Origin of the sequence: Romboutsia hominis (assembly GCF_900002575.1) — a bacterium.
GTDB classification, from domain to species: Bacteria; Bacillota; Clostridia; order Peptostreptococcales; family Peptostreptococcaceae; genus Romboutsia_C; species Romboutsia_C hominis.
This window is the reverse complement of sequence record NZ_LN650648.1, coordinates 2,679,114-2,701,015: the sequence shown is the minus strand read 5'-3', so window position 1 is coordinate 2,701,015 and position 21,902 is coordinate 2,679,114. Positions and strand designations below refer to the sequence as shown.

At 32.5% G+C, this 21,902-nt stretch carries 15 protein-coding genes, 3 rRNA genes and 1 riboswitch; of the genes, 17 read left to right on the top strand and 1 reads right to left on the bottom strand.

Translation table 11 applies throughout. The annotated features are described in order from the left end of the window. The first annotated feature begins 142 nt into the window (after positions 1 to 142). The 6 genes from FRIFI_RS13055 (at position 143) to FRIFI_RS13030 (ending at position 6,542) form a co-directional block, all read left to right on the top strand. Positions 143 to 1,327 (top strand): hypothetical protein, encoded by a 1,185-nt coding sequence (locus FRIFI_RS13055; RefSeq protein ID WP_166506069.1) that lies wholly within the window; start codon positions 143 to 145, stop codon positions 1,325 to 1,327. A 180-nt stretch (positions 1,328 to 1,507) separates the two neighbouring features. After that, positions 1,508 to 2,536: a hypothetical protein gene (locus FRIFI_RS13050; RefSeq protein ID WP_166506068.1), complete on the top strand. Its 1,029-nt coding sequence runs from the start codon at positions 1,508 to 1,510 to the stop codon at positions 2,534 to 2,536. Between the two features lie 23 nt (positions 2,537 to 2,559). Continuing rightward, positions 2,560 to 3,447 (top strand): ABC transporter ATP-binding protein, encoded by an 888-nt coding sequence (locus FRIFI_RS13045; RefSeq protein ID WP_092922114.1) that lies wholly within the window; start codon positions 2,560 to 2,562, stop codon positions 3,445 to 3,447. 2 nt (positions 3,448 to 3,449) lie between these two features. After that, entirely contained in the window at positions 3,450 to 4,205 is a 756-nt protein-coding gene (locus FRIFI_RS13040; RefSeq protein WP_166506067.1) for a hypothetical protein, read from the top strand. A 178-nt stretch (positions 4,206 to 4,383) separates the two neighbouring features. Further along, the gene (locus FRIFI_RS13035) at positions 4,384 to 5,103 is read left to right on the top strand and encodes a response regulator transcription factor (RefSeq protein WP_166506066.1); all 720 of its coding nucleotides are present in this window, start codon (positions 4,384 to 4,386) and stop codon (positions 5,101 to 5,103) included. Positions 5,104 to 5,123: 20 nt separating this feature from the next. Further along, positions 5,124 to 6,542: a HAMP domain-containing sensor histidine kinase gene (locus FRIFI_RS13030; RefSeq protein WP_166506065.1), complete on the top strand. Its 1,419-nt coding sequence runs from the start codon at positions 5,124 to 5,126 to the stop codon at positions 6,540 to 6,542. Positions 6,543 to 6,589: 47 nt separating this feature from the next. Here the strand turns inward: FRIFI_RS13030 and trhA are convergent, their stop codons facing one another. Continuing rightward, positions 6,590 to 7,237, bottom strand: a complete 648-nt coding sequence (gene trhA / locus FRIFI_RS13025) for a PAQR family membrane homeostasis protein TrhA (protein WP_092922126.1) — start codon at positions 7,235 to 7,237, stop codon at positions 6,590 to 6,592. Between the two features lie 459 nt (positions 7,238 to 7,696). On the opposite strand from trhA, the gene FRIFI_RS13020 reads away from it, so the two are divergent. The 11 genes from FRIFI_RS13020 (at position 7,697) to FRIFI_RS12970 (ending at position 21,901) form a co-directional block, all read left to right on the top strand. Further along, positions 7,697 to 9,199 (top strand): 16S ribosomal RNA (locus FRIFI_RS13020). A 232-nt stretch (positions 9,200 to 9,431) separates the two neighbouring features. Beyond that, positions 9,432 to 12,334: ribosomal RNA gene (locus FRIFI_RS13015) — 23S ribosomal RNA — on the top strand. Between the two features lie 59 nt (positions 12,335 to 12,393). Then, a 5S ribosomal RNA gene (rrf, locus tag FRIFI_RS13010) occupies positions 12,394 to 12,510 on the top strand. The 16S, 23S and 5S rRNA genes sit together here, the layout of an rRNA operon. A gap of 112 nt (positions 12,511 to 12,622) precedes the next feature. After that, on the top strand, positions 12,623 to 13,858 hold the full coding sequence (hemA, locus tag FRIFI_RS13005; RefSeq protein ID WP_166506064.1) for a glutamyl-tRNA reductase: 1,236 nt from the start codon (positions 12,623 to 12,625) through the stop codon (positions 13,856 to 13,858). A gap of 18 nt (positions 13,859 to 13,876) precedes the next feature. Beyond that, the gene (hemL, locus tag FRIFI_RS13000; protein ID WP_166506063.1) at positions 13,877 to 15,172 is read left to right on the top strand and encodes a glutamate-1-semialdehyde 2,1-aminomutase; all 1,296 of its coding nucleotides are present in this window, start codon (positions 13,877 to 13,879) and stop codon (positions 15,170 to 15,172) included. 169 nt (positions 15,173 to 15,341) lie between these two features. Further along, positions 15,342 to 16,388, top strand: a complete 1,047-nt coding sequence (gene cobT, locus FRIFI_RS12995) for a nicotinate-nucleotide--dimethylbenzimidazole phosphoribosyltransferase (RefSeq protein WP_092922135.1) — start codon at positions 15,342 to 15,344, stop codon at positions 16,386 to 16,388. Positions 16,389 to 16,410: 22 nt separating this feature from the next. Next, complete coding sequence (gene cobU, locus FRIFI_RS12990) at positions 16,411 to 16,971, top strand: bifunctional adenosylcobinamide kinase/adenosylcobinamide-phosphate guanylyltransferase (protein ID WP_092922138.1); 561 nt, start codon at positions 16,411 to 16,413, stop codon at positions 16,969 to 16,971. A 2-nt stretch (positions 16,972 to 16,973) separates the two neighbouring features. Continuing rightward, positions 16,974 to 17,732 (top strand): adenosylcobinamide-GDP ribazoletransferase, encoded by a 759-nt coding sequence (gene cobS / locus FRIFI_RS12985; RefSeq protein WP_166506062.1) that lies wholly within the window; start codon positions 16,974 to 16,976, stop codon positions 17,730 to 17,732. Positions 17,733 to 17,754: 22 nt separating this feature from the next. Then, positions 17,755 to 18,363 carry a histidine phosphatase family protein gene (locus tag FRIFI_RS12980; RefSeq protein WP_092922144.1) on the top strand — a complete coding sequence of 203 codons (609 nt, stop codon included), beginning with the start codon at positions 17,755 to 17,757 and terminating at the stop codon, positions 18,361 to 18,363. 4 nt (positions 18,364 to 18,367) lie between these two features. Further along, positions 18,368 to 18,542: riboswitch (cobalamin riboswitch) on the top strand. A 401-nt stretch (positions 18,543 to 18,943) separates the two neighbouring features. Further along, a complete protein-coding gene (locus FRIFI_RS12975; RefSeq protein WP_092922147.1) occupies positions 18,944 to 20,476 on the top strand; it encodes a cobyric acid synthase in 1,533 nt (510 codons plus the stop codon). 36 nt (positions 20,477 to 20,512) lie between these two features. After that, positions 20,513 to 21,901 carry a cobyrinate a,c-diamide synthase gene (locus FRIFI_RS12970; protein WP_166506061.1) on the top strand — a complete coding sequence of 463 codons (1,389 nt, stop codon included), beginning with the start codon at positions 20,513 to 20,515 and terminating at the stop codon, positions 21,899 to 21,901. Position 21,902: the final 1 nt, after the last annotated feature.

Sequence of the window (21,902 nt, the reverse complement as noted above, 5' to 3'; positions counted from 1 at the left end):
TATTTAAGATTAATTTTACAGAAATTTAAATTTATTTATATATAATGAATAAACATATGTGAAAAATAAAGTATACATATTAAAAATTTATTATGAAAAAATGATTTTTAGAAGAAATTACAAAAGGAGAAATAAACCATTAATGAAGAAAAAACCTAGTAAAGCACTTATAATAATCTCAACTATTATAGTTTTGTTAGTATTAACTATATTAAGTAACATTGTATTAAATAAAGTATATAAGACTAAATATGAAGAATTTGATTCTGTAGATAAAGAAATGTTTGTACAGTTATCAAGTATATATAAACAATTTAATGAAAATGGTGAAAAATTATGGAACAATAAATATAAATTAAATAAGGAGCCTATAATTCTAATAAGAACTAATAAAGATAAAGGGATTATAAGAAAGTATGCCTATGCGGTTAACGTAAAAGGAATTGAAAAAAGCTTTCTTGCAAGGAAAATTAATATGCCTAAATCTTTAAATCTACCAGAAGTTTATAGAATAAGTAAGTTTGATATAAGTCTGATTTCAACCTGGGCGCCTTCAAATTTTGGTACTGTAGATATTAATGGTAAAAGTATTTTTTATTTTAAATATCACCCTAAAATGATAGAAAATCCAGAATTATATTTTGATTTTACTTCATTTTTATTACATGAATCATTCCATACATATAAGCAAAAAGATTGGACATATGATAAAGGTGATGGAGAGTATATAGAAAATTATCCAGTAAATAAAGAAAACTATGCTTTAATGGGATTAGAATTTAAGCTTTTAGATAAATGCATGGAAACTAATAACAAAGAAGAAGTTAAGAAGTACCTAAAACAATGGACAACTGTACGTGCTTATAGATATAAAAAATGGCCACAGTTAGTAGTAGAAACAAACACAGAAGCAATAGAAGGAACTGCAAGATACATTGAATATAAATATAGTGATTTAACAGGAGGAAAGTTAACTGTACTTGCAAAAAAAGAAAGTCCATACTATGTTACATTTATGCAGGCATATGATTATATTGCAAATGGTCAAGCAGAATCGCCATCTTATTTAGAAAGATCAATGAAGTATGAAACGGGATCTGCTTTAGGGTTGGTAATGGATAAAATAGATATAAATTGGAAAAAAGGCATAGAAGATCGTAAAGATAAAAATGGAGAAACTCAATATAAAATACTAAAGAAATACTTTAACATCTCAGATAAAGATATTACAGAAGATAAAATAAATCAGATAAAAGAAGAAAATGATTATAATGAATTACTAAAACAAGGACAAAAAATAGTTGATTTAGTAAATAACAATAATTAAAAAAATATATAAATAAGAGCAAAGTTATGCAAAAAATAGCTTTGCTCTTATTTATTTTGCCAGATAATTTATATTAAATAAGAAAAATTTGAATTGTAAGGTTTATTTAAGATTAAGTTTATGATGGTGTAAATCTAGATATATATAATAAATTTGTAATCACAAGAGAGGAGAACAAACATGTTAAGATGGGAATTAAAAAAAATAGTTAAAAATAAAACCTCAATAATAGCACTTATACTTATGGGACTTTTATTTATACAAATTGGATTTGTAAAGCCTATGTTAGAAACTGAAAATGAATATTTCGATGAAAGTAAAAATGAATATATAGTAGACAAAAGGCCAGGAGATGTAATAGCACAGGAAAAATTGGACAATAAAGTAAATGAGATAAAATCGATTGCTAATAAAAATACTCATGGTTTAAAAGATGAAAATGAAAAGCAAATTAGCAAAATGTCAAAAGAAAAGCTAAGTAAAGATAATGGTGAAAAATATAAAGATGTAACATTCTATCAAGTATTTGAAAATAGAGCAACTTTTCCTTTAGCTACACTACTTATCGTAGCTATAATAGTTACACTTTCTTCAAATTTATATACAGATGAAAGATTATCAAATGTAGATACTATAATCTTATCATCTAAAAACAAATATAAAGCTTTAAATTCAAAGCTTTTAATATCAATAATTTTACCAATTATTGTTTATGCAATTTATTTAATTGCAACTTTTATAGCAACATATATTCAATATGGGGCTCCTGTAAATGGAGGCTTACAAGCATATAGGATATCTAATATAGCAAGTTTAGTTAGAGAAATGAGTATTGTTCAATATATAGCCTCTGAAATAGGGGTAATATCTTTAGTATTTATAGCTATATCAATATTCTCAGCTTTATTTTCATTTATAACGAAAAACTCGATACAATCTATATCTTGTTCGATTTTATTTATAGCTATGGGAAAAATACTGGTATTTTTTAAATTTTTACCTTATGAATTAATGCTGATAATACACCAATGTAGTTTTATAGATATACTTTCAAAAAATAGTTTTATACCTACTGCATATATGGGTCAAATTAAATTATTTTCAATGAATTTTGACTTAGTTATAACTTGTTTAAGTACATTAGGATTAATAATTGTATCTGGGATACTACTAAATGTTTACGTATTTAAGAAAGTACTAAATAGATAAATAAAAATATGGAGGAAGTAAAAATGAATAAATTAGAAATTGTAAATTTAACTAAAACATATAAACATAAAAATGCAAATGAAAATATAAGTTTAACTTTAAATAGTGGAGTATATGGTTTATTAGGTCCTAATGGAGCTGGTAAATCAACTTTAATGAAACAATTAGCAACTATAACAACACCAAGTAGCGGGAAAATATTATATAACGAAAAAGATATAGTATCTTTAGATGATGAATATAGAGCTTTAGTTGGATATTTACCACAAGATTTTGATGCATATAAAAACTTTAAAGCGAGAGAGTTTTTAATGTACATGGCGGCGCTTAAAGGAATGAATAATAGTGAAGCTAAGAAAAAAGTAGATGAGTTATTAAAATTAGTAGGTCTTTATGAAGTAAGAAATAAGAATGTGTCTAAGTTTTCTGGAGGAATGAAAAGAAGAGTTGGTATAGCACAGGCATTACTGAATAACCCTAAGATATTAATATTAGATGAACCAACAGCAGGTCTTGACCCTCAGGAGAGAACTAGATTTAGAAATTTATTATCAAATATAGGAACGGAAACAATAGTAATACTTTCAACTCATATAATTTCTGATATAGAGTCAGTAGCTAAAGAAACTATTATGATAAAAGATGGTAAATTACTTCTAAAAGGAACTCATAGAGAAATTTTAGAAGACATGAAAGGTAAAGTATATACAATAACTACAAAAAATGAAAGTGAAGTAAATGAGATTCAAAGAAACTACAAAGTAGTAAGTATAAATCGTGGTGTTGAAGATACTCAACTAAGAATAATAAGTGATAAAGCGCCATCATATGAAAATACAAAACTAACAGAACCAAGATTTGAAGATGTTTACATGTTCTATTTTGAGTTAGAAGATGCAAGGGAGGTATAATCATGTTCTCAGTTGTCAAGGCAGAGATAAAAAAGAATTTTAAGCTTGGAGTAATTATTGTTTGGATGTTAACAATGTTTTTAGCATATAGCTCTACTTATAATTTTGATATTAATGAGACATATGCAAATTTATTTTCTAAATGGTTTGGCCTTGCTCCATTTATGGGATTAACTATGTTTATGATGTTTTCAGGAAGTTTTATTATAGAGTATAATTCAAACATGGATGGATTGATAAAAGCTACAAAAAATGGTAAGAAACAGTTAGTTATAAGTAAATTTATAGCAGCTGGAGTAAGTGCTAGCATAGTAAATCTTTCAATATTATATACAATGGTATTAAGAGCATTAGTATCCTTAAACTTTAAAGGATTAGATACTCCATTAAAGAATTTATGGTACTTTGGAAATAGCGGATCTAATATAACAGTAATTCAAATGATATTAATGATGACTATCAACATAATAATAGGATCATTCTTACTAGCAGCTTTAGGATTATTTTTATCATCTATAAGTAAAAATGCAATAGTACCATTTTTAATAGGTGGAGCATGTATGGCAATACCTTACTTTATGGAGGCTAGAGGTATGGTTAGTAATGTTTTAGAATGGCCTATATTAGGAATGTATGCAACTCCAATTATAAGATATAAACTACCATTAAGTATATGGGCTGTATTTATAGGGACAAGTGTAGTGGGAGTAGTATTATTTTACAATTTAGCTAAGAGAAGTTTTTTAAGTGAAAGATAATATATAAATATAAATAATTTAGAAATAATAAAAAGAAAAGCAAAACATTAGTTATGCTTTTCTTTTTTCATTAGAAATAAAAGTTATAAAATATGGTATAAATTAAATATAAAAAAACGTAAAATTAAAAAATAATATGTAGTAAGAAAAATTATATGAAGTGATAGGAGGGTTTTAAGTGGAGTCTTTAATAAGAAAAAGTAAGATATTAGTAGTAGATGACGAAGTAGAGATATTAAAGCTAATAAAAAAGGCACTTAAAAAAGAAGGATTTGAAAATATTTATATAGCTGATAATGGAACTAATGGATTAGAAATATTCAAAAATGAAAATCCAGATTTAGCCATACTAGATATTATGCTTCCGGATATCGAAGGATATGATGTATGTAAAAAAATAAGACAAACATCAGACATACCAGTATTATTTTTATCAGCGAAAGGAGAAGAATTAGATAAATTAGTAGGATTATCTATAGGTGCTGATGATTATATAACAAAGCCATTTAGCATAAAAGAACTAGCACTTAGGGTAAAAATTCAACTTAGAAGAAGTAAGAAGCAATTTAATATAGAAGAAAAAATAAATAATAATATTATAAAAGTAGGGCCATTTGAAGTGAATGAGCAGACTTTAGAGGTAAAGAAAAATGGAGAATTATTAGAATTAAAGCCTAAAGAATTAAAGATGTTTATGTATATGGTAAAACATAAAAATCAGATAATAAGTAAAGAAAAGTTTTGTGATGAAGTATGGGGAGATGATTTTATAGGATATGATAATACCATAATGGTTCATATAAGAAGACTGAGAGAAAAGATTGAAGATAATCCTTCAAAGCCAGAATATATAATAAATGTAAAAGGGCTTGGATATAAGTTTTTAGTAAAAGAATAGATAGCTAAGGATGATTTAGTATGAAATGGAAATTGACTTTAAAGTACCTTTTATCAACTGTAATAGTAGCTATGATAGTTGTTCAATTAAATATAGCTATAGCTATTTTTATATCTGTTATGATAAATGCGGATTCTTCACAAAATGGACATGGAATATTTAATAATGTAGAGGCATTTGTAAGAGATTTTAATAAAAATATTTTTAATGATACAGATGATATAAATAACGTTTATGTGAATGATAAAGGTAAAGAAATATTAAAAAAAGATAAAATGTGGATACAAATATTAGACAGTGATGGAAGTGTAATTTACAAGTATAATGCACCTAATAATATCCGAAATAAATACACACCTGTTCAGTTAATAAATACATATAAATATGCTGGAGTAGAAGATAATAAATCTACAGTTTTAGTTGCTGAAAAAAATATAAATAATTACTCATATACATACCTAATTGGATTTCCAATGAACAAGGTGAGTAGAACTAGTATAGTTACTGAATCTGAGTCATTAAGAAATATAATATCAAAAGTTATATTGGCGATTATAATAGTAGACTGTATAGTAGCTACAGTGATAGGGTATATATTTAGTAAATCTTTAACTAAACCTGTAAAAAGTATAATTGGTGGAGTTGAAGATCTAGCTGGTGGAAACTATGAATCATATTATAAAGAAAAAGGAATATACAAGCCAGTATTTAATAAATTGAATAATTTAGCAGACACATTAAAATCAAATGAAAGAGAAAGAAAAAAAATCGAATCCATGAGAAATGAGTGGATAGCAAATATCTCTCATGATATAAAAACACCTTTAGCATCTATAAAAGGATATGCAGAATTAATGTCTAGCGGATATGATATAGAAGTAGATGAAGTATCTCAATATGCAGAGATTATAGATAGTAAGGCAAACTATATAAAAGAATTAGTTGATGATTTAAATTTAACTATGAAGCTAAAAGATGGATATTCAAATATATCCAGGGAAGAAAAGAATATAGTATCACTGGTTAGAGGATGTATTATAGATATACTTAACAACCCTAAATATAATAATGTATATATAGATTTTAATTCGAAAGAAGATAATATAGTATTGAAAATAGATGAATTACTAATGAAGAGAGCAATAAATAACCTCTTATACAACTCTATTATTCACAATAATGAAGATGTAAGTATAAAAGTAAATATAATTTTGGATGAAAAGACACATATAATTATTGAAGATAATGGAAGGGGAATATCTGAAGAAGATCTTAAGTATATATTTGAGAGATATTATAGAGGAACTAATACAGGTTATGCTCATAAAGGATCAGGCTTAGGTATGGCCATAAGTAGAGATATTGTAAAGGCTCATAATGGAGATATAAAAGTAGAAAGCAATATAGGTAGTGGTACAAAAATAGAAATAATACTTTAGATAAATAAAAAAGGAGACTAATCAAAACTGATAGTTCTCCTTTTTTATTATATGACAAAATTAAATACACAGAAAAAATGAGTTAAACTTCCAAGCATTATAAATATGTGGAAGATTTCGTGAAAACCTAAGTATTTAAATTCTAAAAATTTTGGTTTAGTTGCATATATTAAAGCTCCTATAGTATAAAAAACTCCACCTAATACAAGTAAAGAAAGTCCATGGAATGATAAAGCTTTATATAATGGACTAATAAGAAATATAGAAATCCATCCCATAGCAACATATATAGCTGTTGAAATCCATCTAGGGCAGTTAAACCAAATTAATTTAAAAGATATGCCAGCAATAGCAGTAGCCATTATAACTCCAAATAAAATCCATCCAGTAGGACCATCTAAAGCTATCAAGCAAAATGGTGTATATGAACCTGCTATTAAAACAAATATCATAGCGTGGTCTAATCTTCTTAAAAATCCTATTACCTTATCACTAGAAATAACTAAATGATAAGTTGCAGAAGCTGCATATAGAAGAATCATACTTAATCCAAATATTATTACAGCTGTTAGCTCTAAAGTAGATGGGGTATTTAATGTTGTTTTTATTACCAATGCTAGTAGACCAATAAAGGATAAGATTGCACCAGCAAGGTGTGTGAAACCATTAATTGGCTCTCTAAGATAATTATTCATAATTTACCTCCATAAATTAAAGTTGAATATATAATTCATTTTAAACGTTTTTACATAAATAAGTAAATAAACCAACAAATTATAACAAAATTAGTATCTGGTTTTAATACTATATTACTATTATACTCTAATTTGTAAATGTATATATACTTTAAAAAAATTTTTCAATAAAAAATAAAACCAAATTAACTGGAAATTCTCTTAAATACAAGAGTTTTGGATATATTAATTTATGTTTAAAATATAAATAATAATAATTTTTTTAAAAAAGTTTTAAAAAAGTGTTGACGATATAAATGTAAGGTGATATAGTATTACTTGTCCTTAAGAAAAGGGCAAAAACGAAAATGAACTTTGAAAATTAAACAGTAGGTTAATTTATATAACTGATTCTTAAAAGAATCGAAAACAAACCAAGCCAGATATTCAGATAATGATAGTCTGAGCAGGTAACAACTTTTATTTGAGAGTTTGATCCTGGCTCAGGATGAACGCTGGCGGCGTGCCTAACACATGCAAGTCGAGCGATTTACTTCGGTAAAGAGCGGCGGACGGGTGAGTAACGCGTGGGTAACCTGCCCTGTACACACGGATAACATACCGAAAGGTATGCTAATACGAGATAACATGTTTTTATCGCATGGTAAAAATATCAAAGCTTTTGCGGTACAGGATGGACCCGCGTCTGATTAGCTAGTTGGTAAGGTAATGGCTTACCAAGGCGACGATCAGTAGCCGACCTGAGAGGGTGATCGGCCACATTGGAACTGAGACACGGTCCAAACTCCTACGGGAGGCAGCAGTGGGGAATATTGCACAATGGGCGAAAGCCTGATGCAGCAACGCCGCGTGAGCGATGAAGGCCTTCGGGTCGTAAAGCTCTGTCCTCAAGGAAGATAATGACGGTACTTGAGGAGGAAGCCCCGGCTAACTACGTGCCAGCAGCCGCGGTAATACGTAGGGGGCTAGCGTTATCCGGAATTACTGGGCGTAAAGGGTGCGTAGGCGGTCTTTCAAGTCAGGAGTGAAAGGCTACGGCTCAACCGTAGTAAGCTCTTGAAACTGTAAGACTTGAGTGCAGGAGAGGAGAGTAGAATTCCTAGTGTAGCGGTGAAATGCGTAGATATTAGGAGGAATACCAGTTGCGAAGGCGGCTCTCTGGACTGTAACTGACGCTGAGGCACGAAAGCGTGGGGAGCAAACAGGATTAGATACCCTGGTAGTCCACGCCGTAAACGATGAGTACTAGCTGTCGGAGGTTACCCCCTTCGGTGGCGCAGCTAACGCATTAAGTACTCCGCCTGGGAAGTACGCTCGCAAGAGTGAAACTCAAAGGAATTGACGGGGACCCGCACAAGTAGCGGAGCATGTGGTTTAATTCGAAGCAACGCGAAGAACCTTACCTAAGCTTGACATCCTTTTGACCGATGCCTAATCGCATCTTTCCCTTCGGGGACAGAAGTGACAGGTGGTGCATGGTTGTCGTCAGCTCGTGTCGTGAGATGTTGGGTTAAGTCCCGCAACGAGCGCAACCCTTGCCTTTAGTTGCCAGCATTAAGTTGGGCACTCTAGAGGGACTGCCAGGGATAACCTGGAGGAAGGTGGGGATGACGTCAAATCATCATGCCCCTTATGCTTAGGGCTACACACGTGCTACAATGGGTGGTACAGAGGGCAGCCAAACCGTGAGGTGGAGCTAATCCCTTAAAGCCATTCTCAGTTCGGATTGTAGGCTGAAACTCGCCTACATGAAGCTGGAGTTACTAGTAATCGCAGATCAGAATGCTGCGGTGAATGCGTTCCCGGGTCTTGTACACACCGCCCGTCACACCACGGAAGTTGGGGGCGCCCGAAGCCGGATAGCTAACCTTTTGGAAGCGTCCGTCGAAGGTGAAATCAATAACTGGGGTGAAGTCGTAACAAGGTAGCCGTATCGGAAGGTGCGGCTGGATCACCTCCTTTCTAAGGAGAATTACCTACTGTTTAATTTTGAGAGTTCATTGAATAAATGAAAATCTCAAAAAATGCGCGTAGCGCAAACTCATTAATTTGAGCAACGTAGCATGACCGAATGGGAGTGACCGTTGGCGATATGCGAAGCATTTTAGTACTTTGAAAACTGTATAACATTTAGTGATATGACATCATTTTTTATAAATAGACAAGAAAAGTCTTTAAAATAACTTTAATAACTGGTCAAGTTATTAAGGGTGCAGGGCGGATGCCTTGGCACTAGGAGCCGATGAAGGACGTGATAAGCTGCGATAAGCTTCGGGGAGTTGCACGTAAACTTTGATCCGAAGATTTCCGAATGAGGAAACTCACTTAGAGTAATGTCTAAGTATCGTTAAGTGAATACATAGCTTAGCGAGGGGAACCCGGGGAACTGAAACATCTAAGTACCTGGAGGAAGAGAAAGAAAAATCGATTCCGTAAGTAGCGGCGAGCGAACGCGGAACAGGCCAAACCAACAAAGTTTTCTTTGTTGGGGTTGCGGACATATCATCAACGAAGAGGCTATTGTAGACGAAGAGAGTTGGAAAGCTCCGCTATAAAGTGTAACAGCCACGTAGTCAAAACGAGAAGACTTCAGATATGATCCAGAGTACCACGGGACACGTGAAACCCTGTGGGAAGCAGGAGGGACCATCCTCCAAGCCTAAATACTACCTAGTGACCGATAGCGCATAGTACCGTGAGGGAAAGGTGAAAAGAACCCCGGGAGGGGAGTGAAATAGAACCTGAAACCCTGTACTTACAAGCTGTGGGAGCACATTTCTTGTGTGACCGCGTACTTTTTGTAGAACGGGCCAACGAGTTACGTTAAGTAGCAAGGTTAAGCACTTAAGGTGTGGAGCCGTAGCGAAAGCGAGTCTTAAATGGGCGATTTAAGTTACTTGACGTAGACCCGAAACCGGGCGACCTATCCATGAGCAGGTTGAAGCGAAAGTAAAATTTCGTGGAGGACCGAACCCACGAGCGTTGAAAAGCTCGGGGATGACTTGTGGATAGCGGTGAAATTCCAATCGAGCCCGGAGATAGCTGGTTCTCCCCGAAATAGCTTTAGGGCTAGCCTTGAGCTTAGAGAAACGGAGGTAGAGCACTGAATGTCCTAGGGGGTATTGCACTTACCGAAGACTATCAAACTCCGAATGCCGTCTTCTTTTGCTCAGGAGTCAGACTGTGGGTGATAAGATTCATAGTCAAGAGGGCAACAGCCCAGATCGTCAGCTAAGGTCCCTAAATGTACGTTAAGTGGTAAAGGATGTGGGATTGCACAGACAACCAGGATGTTGGCTTAGAAGCAGCCACTCATTTAAAGAGTGCGTAATAGCTCACTGGTCGAGTGATCCTGCGCCGAAAATTTCCGGGGCTAAAACGTACTACCGAAGCTACGGCATCATTTATGATGGGTAGGGGAGCTTCGTATGCAGGCTGAAGCATGACCGTAAGGACATGTGGACAGTATACGAGTGAGAATGTTGGCATGAGTAGCGAGACGTGGGTGAGAATCCCACGGGCCGTAAACCCAAGGTTTCCAGGGGAAGGTTCGTCCGCCCTGGGTTAGTCGGGACCTAAGCCGAGGCCGAAAGGCGTAGGTGATGGACAACAGGTTGATATTCCTGTACCACCAATAACCGTTTGAGGAATGGGATGACACAGTAGGATAAGCTAACCACACTGTTGGTTATGTGTGGCTAAGTACTGAGGCAGTCAAGATAGGCAAATCCGTCTTGATAATGCTAGGGTACGATGGGGAGCCCTTTTGGGCGAAGTAGCTGATTTCACACTGTCGAGAAAAGTCTCTACCGAGGTTAAAGGTGCCCGTACCGTAAACCGACACAGGTGGGTGAGGAGAGTATCCTAAGGCCAGCGAGAGAACTATTGTTAAGGAACTCGGCAAAATGACCCCGTAACTTAGGGATAAGGGGTGCCATCCATTGGATGGCCGCAGAGAATAGGCCCAAGCGACTGTTTACCAAAAACACAGGTTTCTGCTAAGTCGCAAGACGATGTATAGGAGCTGACGCCTGCCCGGTGCTGGAAGGTTAAGGGGATCTGTTAGGAGCAATCCGAAGCAGTGAACTTAAGCCCCAGTAAACGGCGGCCGTAACTATAACGGTCCTAAGGTAGCGAAATTCCTTGTCGGGTAAGTTCCGACCCGCACGAAAGGCGTAACGATTTGGGCACTGTCTCAACAATAGACTCGGTGAAATTGTAATCCCGGTGAAGATGCCGGGTACCTGCGACAGGACGGAAAGACCCCATGGAGCTTTACTGTAGCTTGACGTTGGGTCTTGGTACTACATGTACAGGATAGGTGGGAGACTATGAAGCATGGACGCCAGTCTGTGTGGAGTCACCCTTGGGATACCACCCTTGTAGTACTGGGATCCTAACCAGAGGCCTTGAATCAGGTCTTGGGACACCGTCAGGTGGGCAGTTTGACTGGGGCGGTCGCCTCCCAAAAAGTAACGGAGGCGCTCAAAGGTTTCCTCAGCACGGTCGGAAATCGTGCGAAGAGTGTAAAGGCAAAAGGAAGCTTGATTGCAAGACATACAGGTCGAGCAAGGACGAAAGTCGGACTTAGTGATCCGGTGGTTCCGCATGGAAGGGCCATCGCTCAACGGATAAAAGCTACCCTGGGGATAACAGGCTTATCTCCCCCAAGAGTCCACATCGACGGGGAGGTTTGGCACCTCGATGTCGGCTCATCACATCCTGGGGCTGTAGTAGGTCCCAAGGGTTGGGCTGTTCGCCCATTAAAGTGGTACGCGAGCTGGGTTCAGAACGTCGTGAGACAGTTCGGTCCCTATCCGTCGCAGGCGTAGGAAATTTGAGGAGACCTGTCCTTAGTACGAGAGGACCGGGATGGACGTACCTCTGGTGTACCAGTTGTTCTGCCAAGGGCATGGCTGGGTAGCTATGTACGGAATGGATAAGCGCTGAAAGCATCTAAGCGCGAAGCCAACTTCAAGATAAGATTTCCCACCGTAAGGGTAAGACCCCAGGAAGACTACCTGGTTGATAGGTCGAAGGTGTAAGTGCAGTAATGTATTTAGCTTATCGATACTAATAGGTCGAGGACTTGACCAAAAATCATTAACTAAATGATATACAGTTTTCAGAGTATTAACTCTAAAAGATAAAGATTATGTGGTTATTATAGCAAAGAGGATACACCTGTTCCCATACCGAACACAGAAGTTAAGCTCTTTAGCGCTGATGGTACTTGGAGGGCGACCTCCTGGGAGAGTAAGACGTAGCCACGTAATCTTTTTTTTGCGTTCAAAAATATATTTATATGAAAATTTACAAATTATGCATGTAGTTGTATACTATAAAGAGTGAACAGAAATATTACATACGATTTGGAGGTTGTCTATGAATATAGGGGTGATAGGAGTTAATCATAATGTAGCTCCCATAGAGATAAGAGAAAAAGTTTCTTTTACAGATATACAAAAAATAGAAGCTATAAATTATTTATTAGACAAAGAAATAGAAGAAATTATAATACTATCTACATGTAATAGAAGTGAAATATATATTCAATCAAAAAATATTGAAAACAAAATAAAAATTGTAGAAGAGTTTTATGAATCATTTTTCAATTTACCTGGAGTTAAACAGTATTTATTCACTAAAAAAGATAGAGATGCTATAGAGCATATATACAAAGTTTCTGCAGGTTTAGATTCTATAGTGTTAGGTGAAGATCAAATATTAGGTCAAGTCAGAGATGCACATGAATTTTCTATGCAATTAGGAGCTAGTAAGAAAAAATTCAACAAGCTATTCAGGGAAGCTATCACAGTTTCTAAAGATATAAAAACCAAAACTAAAATATCACAACAGCCATTATCAATAAGTTACATAGGGGTTAGATTCTTAGAAGAAAAACTAGGCAATTTAGAGGGGAAAAATGCACTAGTTATAGGAATTGGTAAGATGAGTAAGTTGACAATGAAACATTTAGAAGAAGGAAAAGTTAATACCATATATGTTTCAAATCGTAGTCATGGGAAAATAAAAGAGATAGAAAATGATTATAAAAATATTGTACCTATACAATATAACGATAGATATAAAGTGTTAAATGATGTTGATATGGTAATAAGCGCAACGGCATCTCCACATATTATAATAAAGGCAGATGAAATGCCAAAGATTGAAAGAAAAATATATATGATGGATATAGCTCTTCCTAGAGATATAGATCCAGATATAAATAAGTTAGAGAATGTAGAACTCTATGATATAGATGATTTAAAACAAATACATGATAAGAATGATCAAAAGAGAAAAGAGTTAGCTAATATTGGCTTAGGAATGATAAATGAAAGTATAGATGAATTTGTAGAGTGGCTAGACTCAACTAATATAGATCCTACGATAGAATCTTTGAATGAAAGATGCGATGAAATAAGAGAAGATACATTAGATTATATTTTTAGAAAGATCAATCTTGATAATAGGGAGAAAAAAATTATTGAAAAGATGATGACTTCTGCCCTAAAGAGACTTATAAGAGAACCGATAATAAATTTAAAGCAAACTAAGGATAAAGGCAAAAGAGAAGAATATATGAAAATGGTAGAAGAACTATTCGAAATATAAACTAAGGAGGACATGACTATGAAAAACGAAAAGTCATCAAAGATATATGAAGAAGCAATAGAATATATACCTGGAGGGGTTAATAGCCCAGTTAGAGCGTTTAAATCAGTAGGATTAGATCCAATATTTATAGATAGAGCACACGGAAGTAGAATATATGATGTTGACGGAAATGAATATATAGATTATATATGCTCTTGGGGACCACTTATGCTAGGTCATAGCCCAAAAGAAATAGTAGAGGGAATTGAAGAAGTTGTATCTAGAGGAACTAGCTATGGAGTTCCAACAGCTATAGAAGTTGAAATGGCTAAGATAATAGTAGAAGCATATCCAGCTATAGATCAAGTACGTATGGTAAATTCAGGGACTGAGGCAACTATGAGTGCATTAAGAGTAGCTAGAGGATTTACAAAAAGAAATAAAATATTAAAGTTTGAAGGTTGCTACCATGGTCATTCAGATGCTTTATTAGTTAAGTCTGGTTCAGGAACAATAACATATGGAGTACCAACTAGCCCTGGAGTTCCATCTGATGTAGTTAAAGATACATTAGTTTGTAGATACAATGATTTAGATGCAGTAAGAGAAATATTTAAAACTCAAGGACATGAAATAGCCGCTGTAATAGTTGAAACAGTAGCAGGAAACATGGGTGTAGTTCCAGGTAAGCAAGAGTTCTTACAATTATTAAGAGATATAACTAAAGAATATGGAAGTGTTTTAATATTTGATGAAGTTATAACAGGATTTAGATTAAATTATAGTAGCTCTGTTGGATATTTTGGAATAAAGCCAGATATGGTATGTTTCGGTAAAATAATAGGAGCAGGACTTCCTGTTGGTGCTTATGGTGGAACTAAAGAAATAATGAGTATGGTTTCTCCAGTTGGACCAGTATATCAAGCTGGTACATTATCAGGAAACCCACTAGCTATGTATATGGGTAAAAAGAACTTAGAAATATTAAGAGATAATCCTCAAATCTATAAAGAGTTAGAAGAAAAAGCTATAAGATTAGAAGAAGGATTAAAATCTAATATAGAAAAATTAGGTCTTAACTACACAGTTAATAGAGCTGGTTCATTAGTTTGTTTATTCTTTACACATGGACCAATAGAAAACTATGATGATGTTACAAGATGTGATGTTTCTAAGTTTAATAAGTATTTTGAAGAGTTATTAAAAAGAGGAATTCTTTTAGCTCCTACACAGTTTGAAGCAATGTTCTTATCAAATGCTCATACTAATGAGGACATAGATTATACTATAAATGCTAGTTATGAGGCATTAAAAATAGCTCATAATCTTTAAAACTAAATATAAATCTCGATAAAATTTACCATATGATATGAAGGATATATAAATGCCATGTAGAATAGTTTATTTATATGTAAAATATATATGAATTTTGGAGAGGTTTTTCACTAAACCTAGCCTTACTGGCTAGGTAAATTATTTTCGAAGAAACGAGATGATATATATGAATTCACTAGATTATGTATTAAATAATATAGATTCACTAGATAGAGAATCTATGGATGAAGCTAAAAAAAGATTAGATAGACTTATAAAGCCAGTTGGAAGTTTAGGTAAGATGGAAGAAATTTGTATGCAATTAGCTGGGATATATAGAAAAAAAGAGCTTGATACATCTAAAAAAGCTATTATAGCATTTGCTGGAGATCATGGTGTTTATGAAGAAGGTGTAGCTCCGGATCCTCAAAGTATAACTTATCTTCAATTCCCGAACTTTACAAAAGGATTAAATGGAGTAGGAGTTATAAGTAAATTTGTAGGAGCAGATGTAATAGCTATAGATGTTGGTATAAATTGTGACCATAAACTAGATGGTGTGATTGATAAAAAGATAAGAAAATCTACATCTAATATGGCTAAGGGACCTGCAATGAGTAGAGATGAAGCTATAAAATCCATAGAAATAGGGATAGAAGCAGCAAATGAGTGTATAGATAATGGTTATAAGCTTATAGGAATAGGTGAAATGGGTATATGTAACACTACACCAAGTAGTGCTATAATATCTGTAATAGATGGATGTGATCCAGCAGAAGTTACAGGAATGGGAGCTGGACTTAAAAAAGATAGAATAAAGCATAAAGCTGATACTATAAGAAAAGCTATAGAACTAAACAAGCCAAATAGAGAAGATGCTATAGATATATTATCGAAGGTTGGCGGATTTGAGATAGGTTCTATGGCAGGAGTTATATTAGCATGTAGTGCTAGAAATGTTCCTGTTGTATTAGATGGATTTATATCTTATGCAGCTGCTCTTTTAGCCTACACTCTAAATCCAATAACTAGGGAATATATGATAGCATCTCATACATCAGCAGAGCCAGGTACACAAAAAGCACTAGATATGCTAAATTTAAGTACTGTATTAAATATGGATATGAGATTAGGAGAAGGTAGTGGTGCAGCACTTGCATTTAATATAATTGAAGCATCAAATTATACATATACAAATATGGCGACATTTGATGAGATAGATATGGGAAGATAGAAAAAGCAATAAGGAGATAAGTATGAGCAAAGTTATACTAGTAACTGGTGGAGCAAGATCAGGAAAAAGTAGTTTTGCAGAACAATTATGTAAAGATAGAAATAACAATACTGCATATATTGCAACATCGATACCCTTTGATGATGAGATGAAAGATAGGGTAAAAAAACATAAGGAAAGTAGACCACAAAACTGGAAAACATATGAAATATATAAGGATATATATTCTATAATTGAGGATATATCTAAATCTCACAAAACAGTTATATTAGATTGTGTAACTTTATTAGTGAATAATTTAATGTTTACGCATGATATAGATATTGAAAATGCAACACAAGATGAGATAAATGAATTAGAAAAGTACATAAAAGATCAAGTTAATAAACTGATAGAAGAGATAAGAAAAACAGAACTTTATTTTGTTGCTGTTACTAATGAATTAGGAATGGCAGTAGTTCCTGCTAATAAACTTAGTAGAGTATATACGGATATAGTAGGTAGAATAAATCAACAAATAGCAGCCCAAAGTGACGAAGTCTATTTTGTAGTTAGTTCAATACCTATGAAAATTAAGGGATAATTATGAAAAGATTTATATCAATACTTCAGTTTATGACTAGAATTCCAATAAATATAGATGTAGGATTTGATGATGAATTTCATAAAACTATAACATATTTTCCACTGGTAGGGTTTGTATTAGGTATTTTATTATTTATAATTGGTACTGTATCAAACATATTATTTGATCCATTTATAACATCAATATTGGTAACCTTAGGTTCTGTTATATTGACAGGGGGATTACATATTGATGGATTGGGAGATACATTTGATGCTATATATAGTTATAGGGATAAGGAAAAAATGCTAGAAATAATGAAAGATTCAAGACTTGGGACAAATTCATTATTGGCTATAGTATTTTTAATTTTGCTTAAGATAGGTTTTATATATAGCTTAATAAACAATAATTTAATGTGGACTATAATATTTATGCCTGTTATAGGTAGACTTGGAGTAATAAGATTAACTTATAAAACTGTTACACCAAGAGAGAAAGGAATGGGAAACTTATTTATAGGTAAGGCAACTACATCAATGTTTTTAACTGCAATACTATATACGATGGCATTGATTATATTAGTAGCCAAATTTGTATTTAATTCTTCGATGACGTTGCCTATATTAGCATCTATAATAGTTATTATTTTATTTAATCAATTATTTAAAAATCATATATACAAAAAAATTGATGGAGTTACAGGAGATATATTAGGGTGTAGTATAGAACTTGGAGAAGTTATATATTTACTTTACATATATCTTATAATAGGGTAACCTTAAAAGAGGTGATACTATAATGACTAAATTAGTTTTAGTAAGACATGCATTGACTACAGATAATCAAAGTAAAAGATTATCAGGACATATAGACAGTGTAGTTAGTGAAGTTGGAATTAAGCAAATAGAGAAATTAACCAAATACTTAGATGGTATACATATAGATAAGATATACACAACAACATCTTCAAGAACAAAAGATACTGTAAAAGATGTTGCAAAGAAAAAAGGGATAGAAATAATAGAAAAAGAAACATTGAAAGAAATTAGTTTTGGGGATTTTGAGGGGATTACTTTTGATGACATAAAAAAGAATTATCCAGAAGAATTTAACTCGATGATAGAAAAAGGATATGAGTACAGATATCCAAATGGTGAAAGTCTTATTGATTCATTTACAAGAGTATCAAATGAGGTTAAAGAAATTATAAGTATGGATAAAGGCAAAACAATACTTATATGTTCTCATGGAGGAACTATAAGGAACATAATAAGTTATTTAGTATCAGGAAGCTACAAATACCATTGGAATTTTAAAATAGATAATGCATCAGTAAGTATTTTAGAAGTAGAAGATGGATTTGCAGTCATAGATAGTATGAATAACACAAGTTTTATAAATAATTAAAATCAAATAGTATATTAACTTAGGTTCTACAAGATTAATAGGGAAAAAGGTTAAAAGCCTTTGCAGCCCCCGCTACTGTAATATTGACGAAACTACAATTTGCCACTGTCCTTTGGATGGGAAGGAGTAGGAGTAGGATGAAATTGAGCCAGGATACCTGCCTAATTTAATTAAATGTAAAATCTCCGGGGTGAGGGATTTTTATTCAGATAAAATATAACTATCGCTTATAAAGTATGTACCTATAATAAAACATCAGAGTATATGCATATTAGCAGATAAATTATACTTTGTTAAAACTTAAATTATAATAAATAAATCTATTATGAAATCTACATATTAATCATAAATACATAAAGTGTATTTTAGATTAATACAATAAGATTTAGTATTATATAGTTTAAGTATATAGTAAAGATTAAATAGTTATATTTTGTTACATGCTATATAGTTTGATATGTTACAAAACATATGAAACAGGTATATAATATATTAGCATTAGAATAAAAGCCTTAACTCTTAAGAGTTAGGGCTTTTTTGATTATAAGGAAATCAAATTAAGTAATATAAGGAGAATCTTATGGGAAAAAAGATAATGTTACAAGGTACAGCATCAAATGTTGGAAAAAGTATATTAACAGCTGGTTTATGTAGGATTTTCAAACAAGATGGATATAGTGTAGCACCATTTAAATCTCAAAATATGGCGTTAAATTCTTTTATAACAAAAGAAGGTTTAGAAATGGGAAGAGCACAAGTATTTCAGGCGGAAGCTTGTGGAATAGAGCCAATTGCAGATATGAATCCAGTACTTCTAAAACCATCAGGTAATCATAGATGCCAAGTTATAGTAAGGGGTAAAGTTAGAGATGATATATCATCATCAGAATACCATGATTATAAACCAATACTTGCTAAAGAACTTAAAACTATATTTAATCAGTTTAGTGAGAACTATGATGTTGTTGTTATGGAGGGGGCAGGTAGTACAGCAGAAATAAACTTAAGAGAACATGACATTGCTAACATGGGTATGGCAGAAATCGCAGATGCTCCTGTAATAATAGTGGGGGATATCGATAGAGGTGGAGTTTTCGCATCACTAGCAGGTACGATGCTTTTACTAAGTGAAGAGGAAAGAAAAAGAGTCAAAGGTGTAATAATAAATAAATTTAGAGGAAGAAAAGAACTTTTATATGATGGCATAAAAATGCTTGAAGAAATAATAAAGGTTCCTGTCCTTGGAGTAGTGCCATATAGTGATATAAAAATAGAAGATGAAGACAGTGTAACAACTAGATTTAAAACTAAAATGAAAAAGAGTGATATACATATTGAGATAATTAGAACACCTCATATGTCTAATTTCACAGATTTTAATATATTTGAGACTCAAGAAGATGTGAGTATTAGGTATGTTGATTATGTAGAGACTCTTTCAAATCCAGATATGATAATACTTCCTGGAAGTAAAAGTACTATAGATGACCTTAAGTATATAAGGGAAAGTGGTCTAGAGGAACAAATAAAAGATTTACAGAAAAAAGGAAAGTTAGTATTTGGGATATGTGGTGGATATCAAATGTTAGGCAAGAAATTAAAAGACCCTTACCATGTAGAAGGCGAAATTGAAGAAATAGATGGTATAGGACTTTTAGATATAGAAACTACATTTGAAAAAGAAAAAACAACTACACAAGTGAATGCCACTATATGTAAAAATTTAAATGGATATTTAGCAAATTTATCAGGAATGAAAGTAAAAGGTTATGAAATTCATATGGGAATAAGTGATATAGGTAAAGAAGTATATAACCTAAATGAAATAAACAATAAATTAGGAGAAGACGTAAGCTACCTAGAAGGAAGTGTAAATAAAGAAGGTAATGTAGTAGGAACTTATTTACATGGAATATTTGATGAAATAGATTTTACTAGAGCTCTATTAAATAATATCAGAGAAGAAAAAGGCCTTGAAAGAATAGACACTAAAGTAACTTCTTTCGAAGCCTTTAAGCAAAATGAATATGATAAACTAGCTGATTTACTAAGAGAACATTTAGATATAGAGAAGATATATAAAATAATGGAAGAACATGAAGAAGAAATATAAACAATACAAAAATAAAATGATGGTTAGGTGAAATATATGAAAAAAATCTTAATCGCAGGAACTAATAGTGGAGTAGGAAAAACAACAATATCTTTAGGTATAATGCAAGCACTTACAAAAAGAAGTATGAAAGTTCAACCATATAAAGTTGGACCTGATTATATAGATCCATCATACCATACATTTATAACAAGTAGAGATTCAAGAAATCTAGATTCATATATGTTAGATGATGAAAAAATTAAGTATGTATTTAATTCTGCATCTAAAGATGCAGATATATCAGTGATTGAAGGTGTTATGGGTCTTTATGATGGAATAGGAATAGACTTAGATAATTGTACAAGTTCTCATACATCAAAGATACTAAAAGCACCGGTTATACTAGTTATAAATGGAAAAGCTATGGCAGCATCTAGTGCAGCTATGGTACTTGGATACAAGGAACTTGATAAAGATGTAAATATAAAAGGTGTAATAGTAAACAATGTAAGGACTAAGACTCACTACGAAATAATTAAAAAAGCAATTGAAACCTATTGCAAAATAGAAGTCTTAGGTTATTTTCCACCTAATGATGAATTCTCATTGGAGTCAAGACACTTAGGTTTAGTTCCTAGTGTAGAAATAGATTCATTAAAAAATAAATTTAGCAATTTAGCAGATGAAATAGAAAAATATATAAATATAGATAGAATAATAGAAATTGCCGAAACAGAAGAAGTTAGTAGCAGTTTTAATTTAGAAGATTTTATAAAGGAAAATAAGATTGAAGATAAAACAATAGCTATAGCTTATGATAAAGCATTTAATTTTTACTACAAAGAAAATATAGAATTATTAAAAGCATTAGGATTAAATATAAAATATTTTAGTCCATTAGAAGATAAAAAAGTACCACAATCAGATTACATATATATAGGTGGAGGATTTCCAGAAATATTTGCAAAAGAAATAGAATTAAATAAAAGTATGAGAAATTCTATAAAAGAAGCTCATATAAATAAAGTTCCTATATATGCTGAATGTGGTGGGCTTATGTATCTAGGGGAAAAACTAATAGACCAAAATAATAGTGAATACGATATGGTAGGAATATTTAGTGGAGTTAGCAAGATGACAAAATCATTAAAGAGATTTGGATATTGTTATGGAGAGTCTAAAATAGATACAATTTTATCTAAAAAAGGTGAGGTTATAAAAGGACATGAATTCCACCATTCTATATTTGAAACTAATGAGGAATGTGCTTATATAATGAGAAAAGAAAGAGACAAGAAAGTAGTGGATGAATGGGAAGGTGGATATAGCAAAGATAAAACTTTAGCAACATATTTACATACTCATTTTTACAATAACTTAGATTGTATAAAAAATTTCTTAAATAGTGGATGTAAAGACTATTTAGAAAGAGGAAACAATTAAT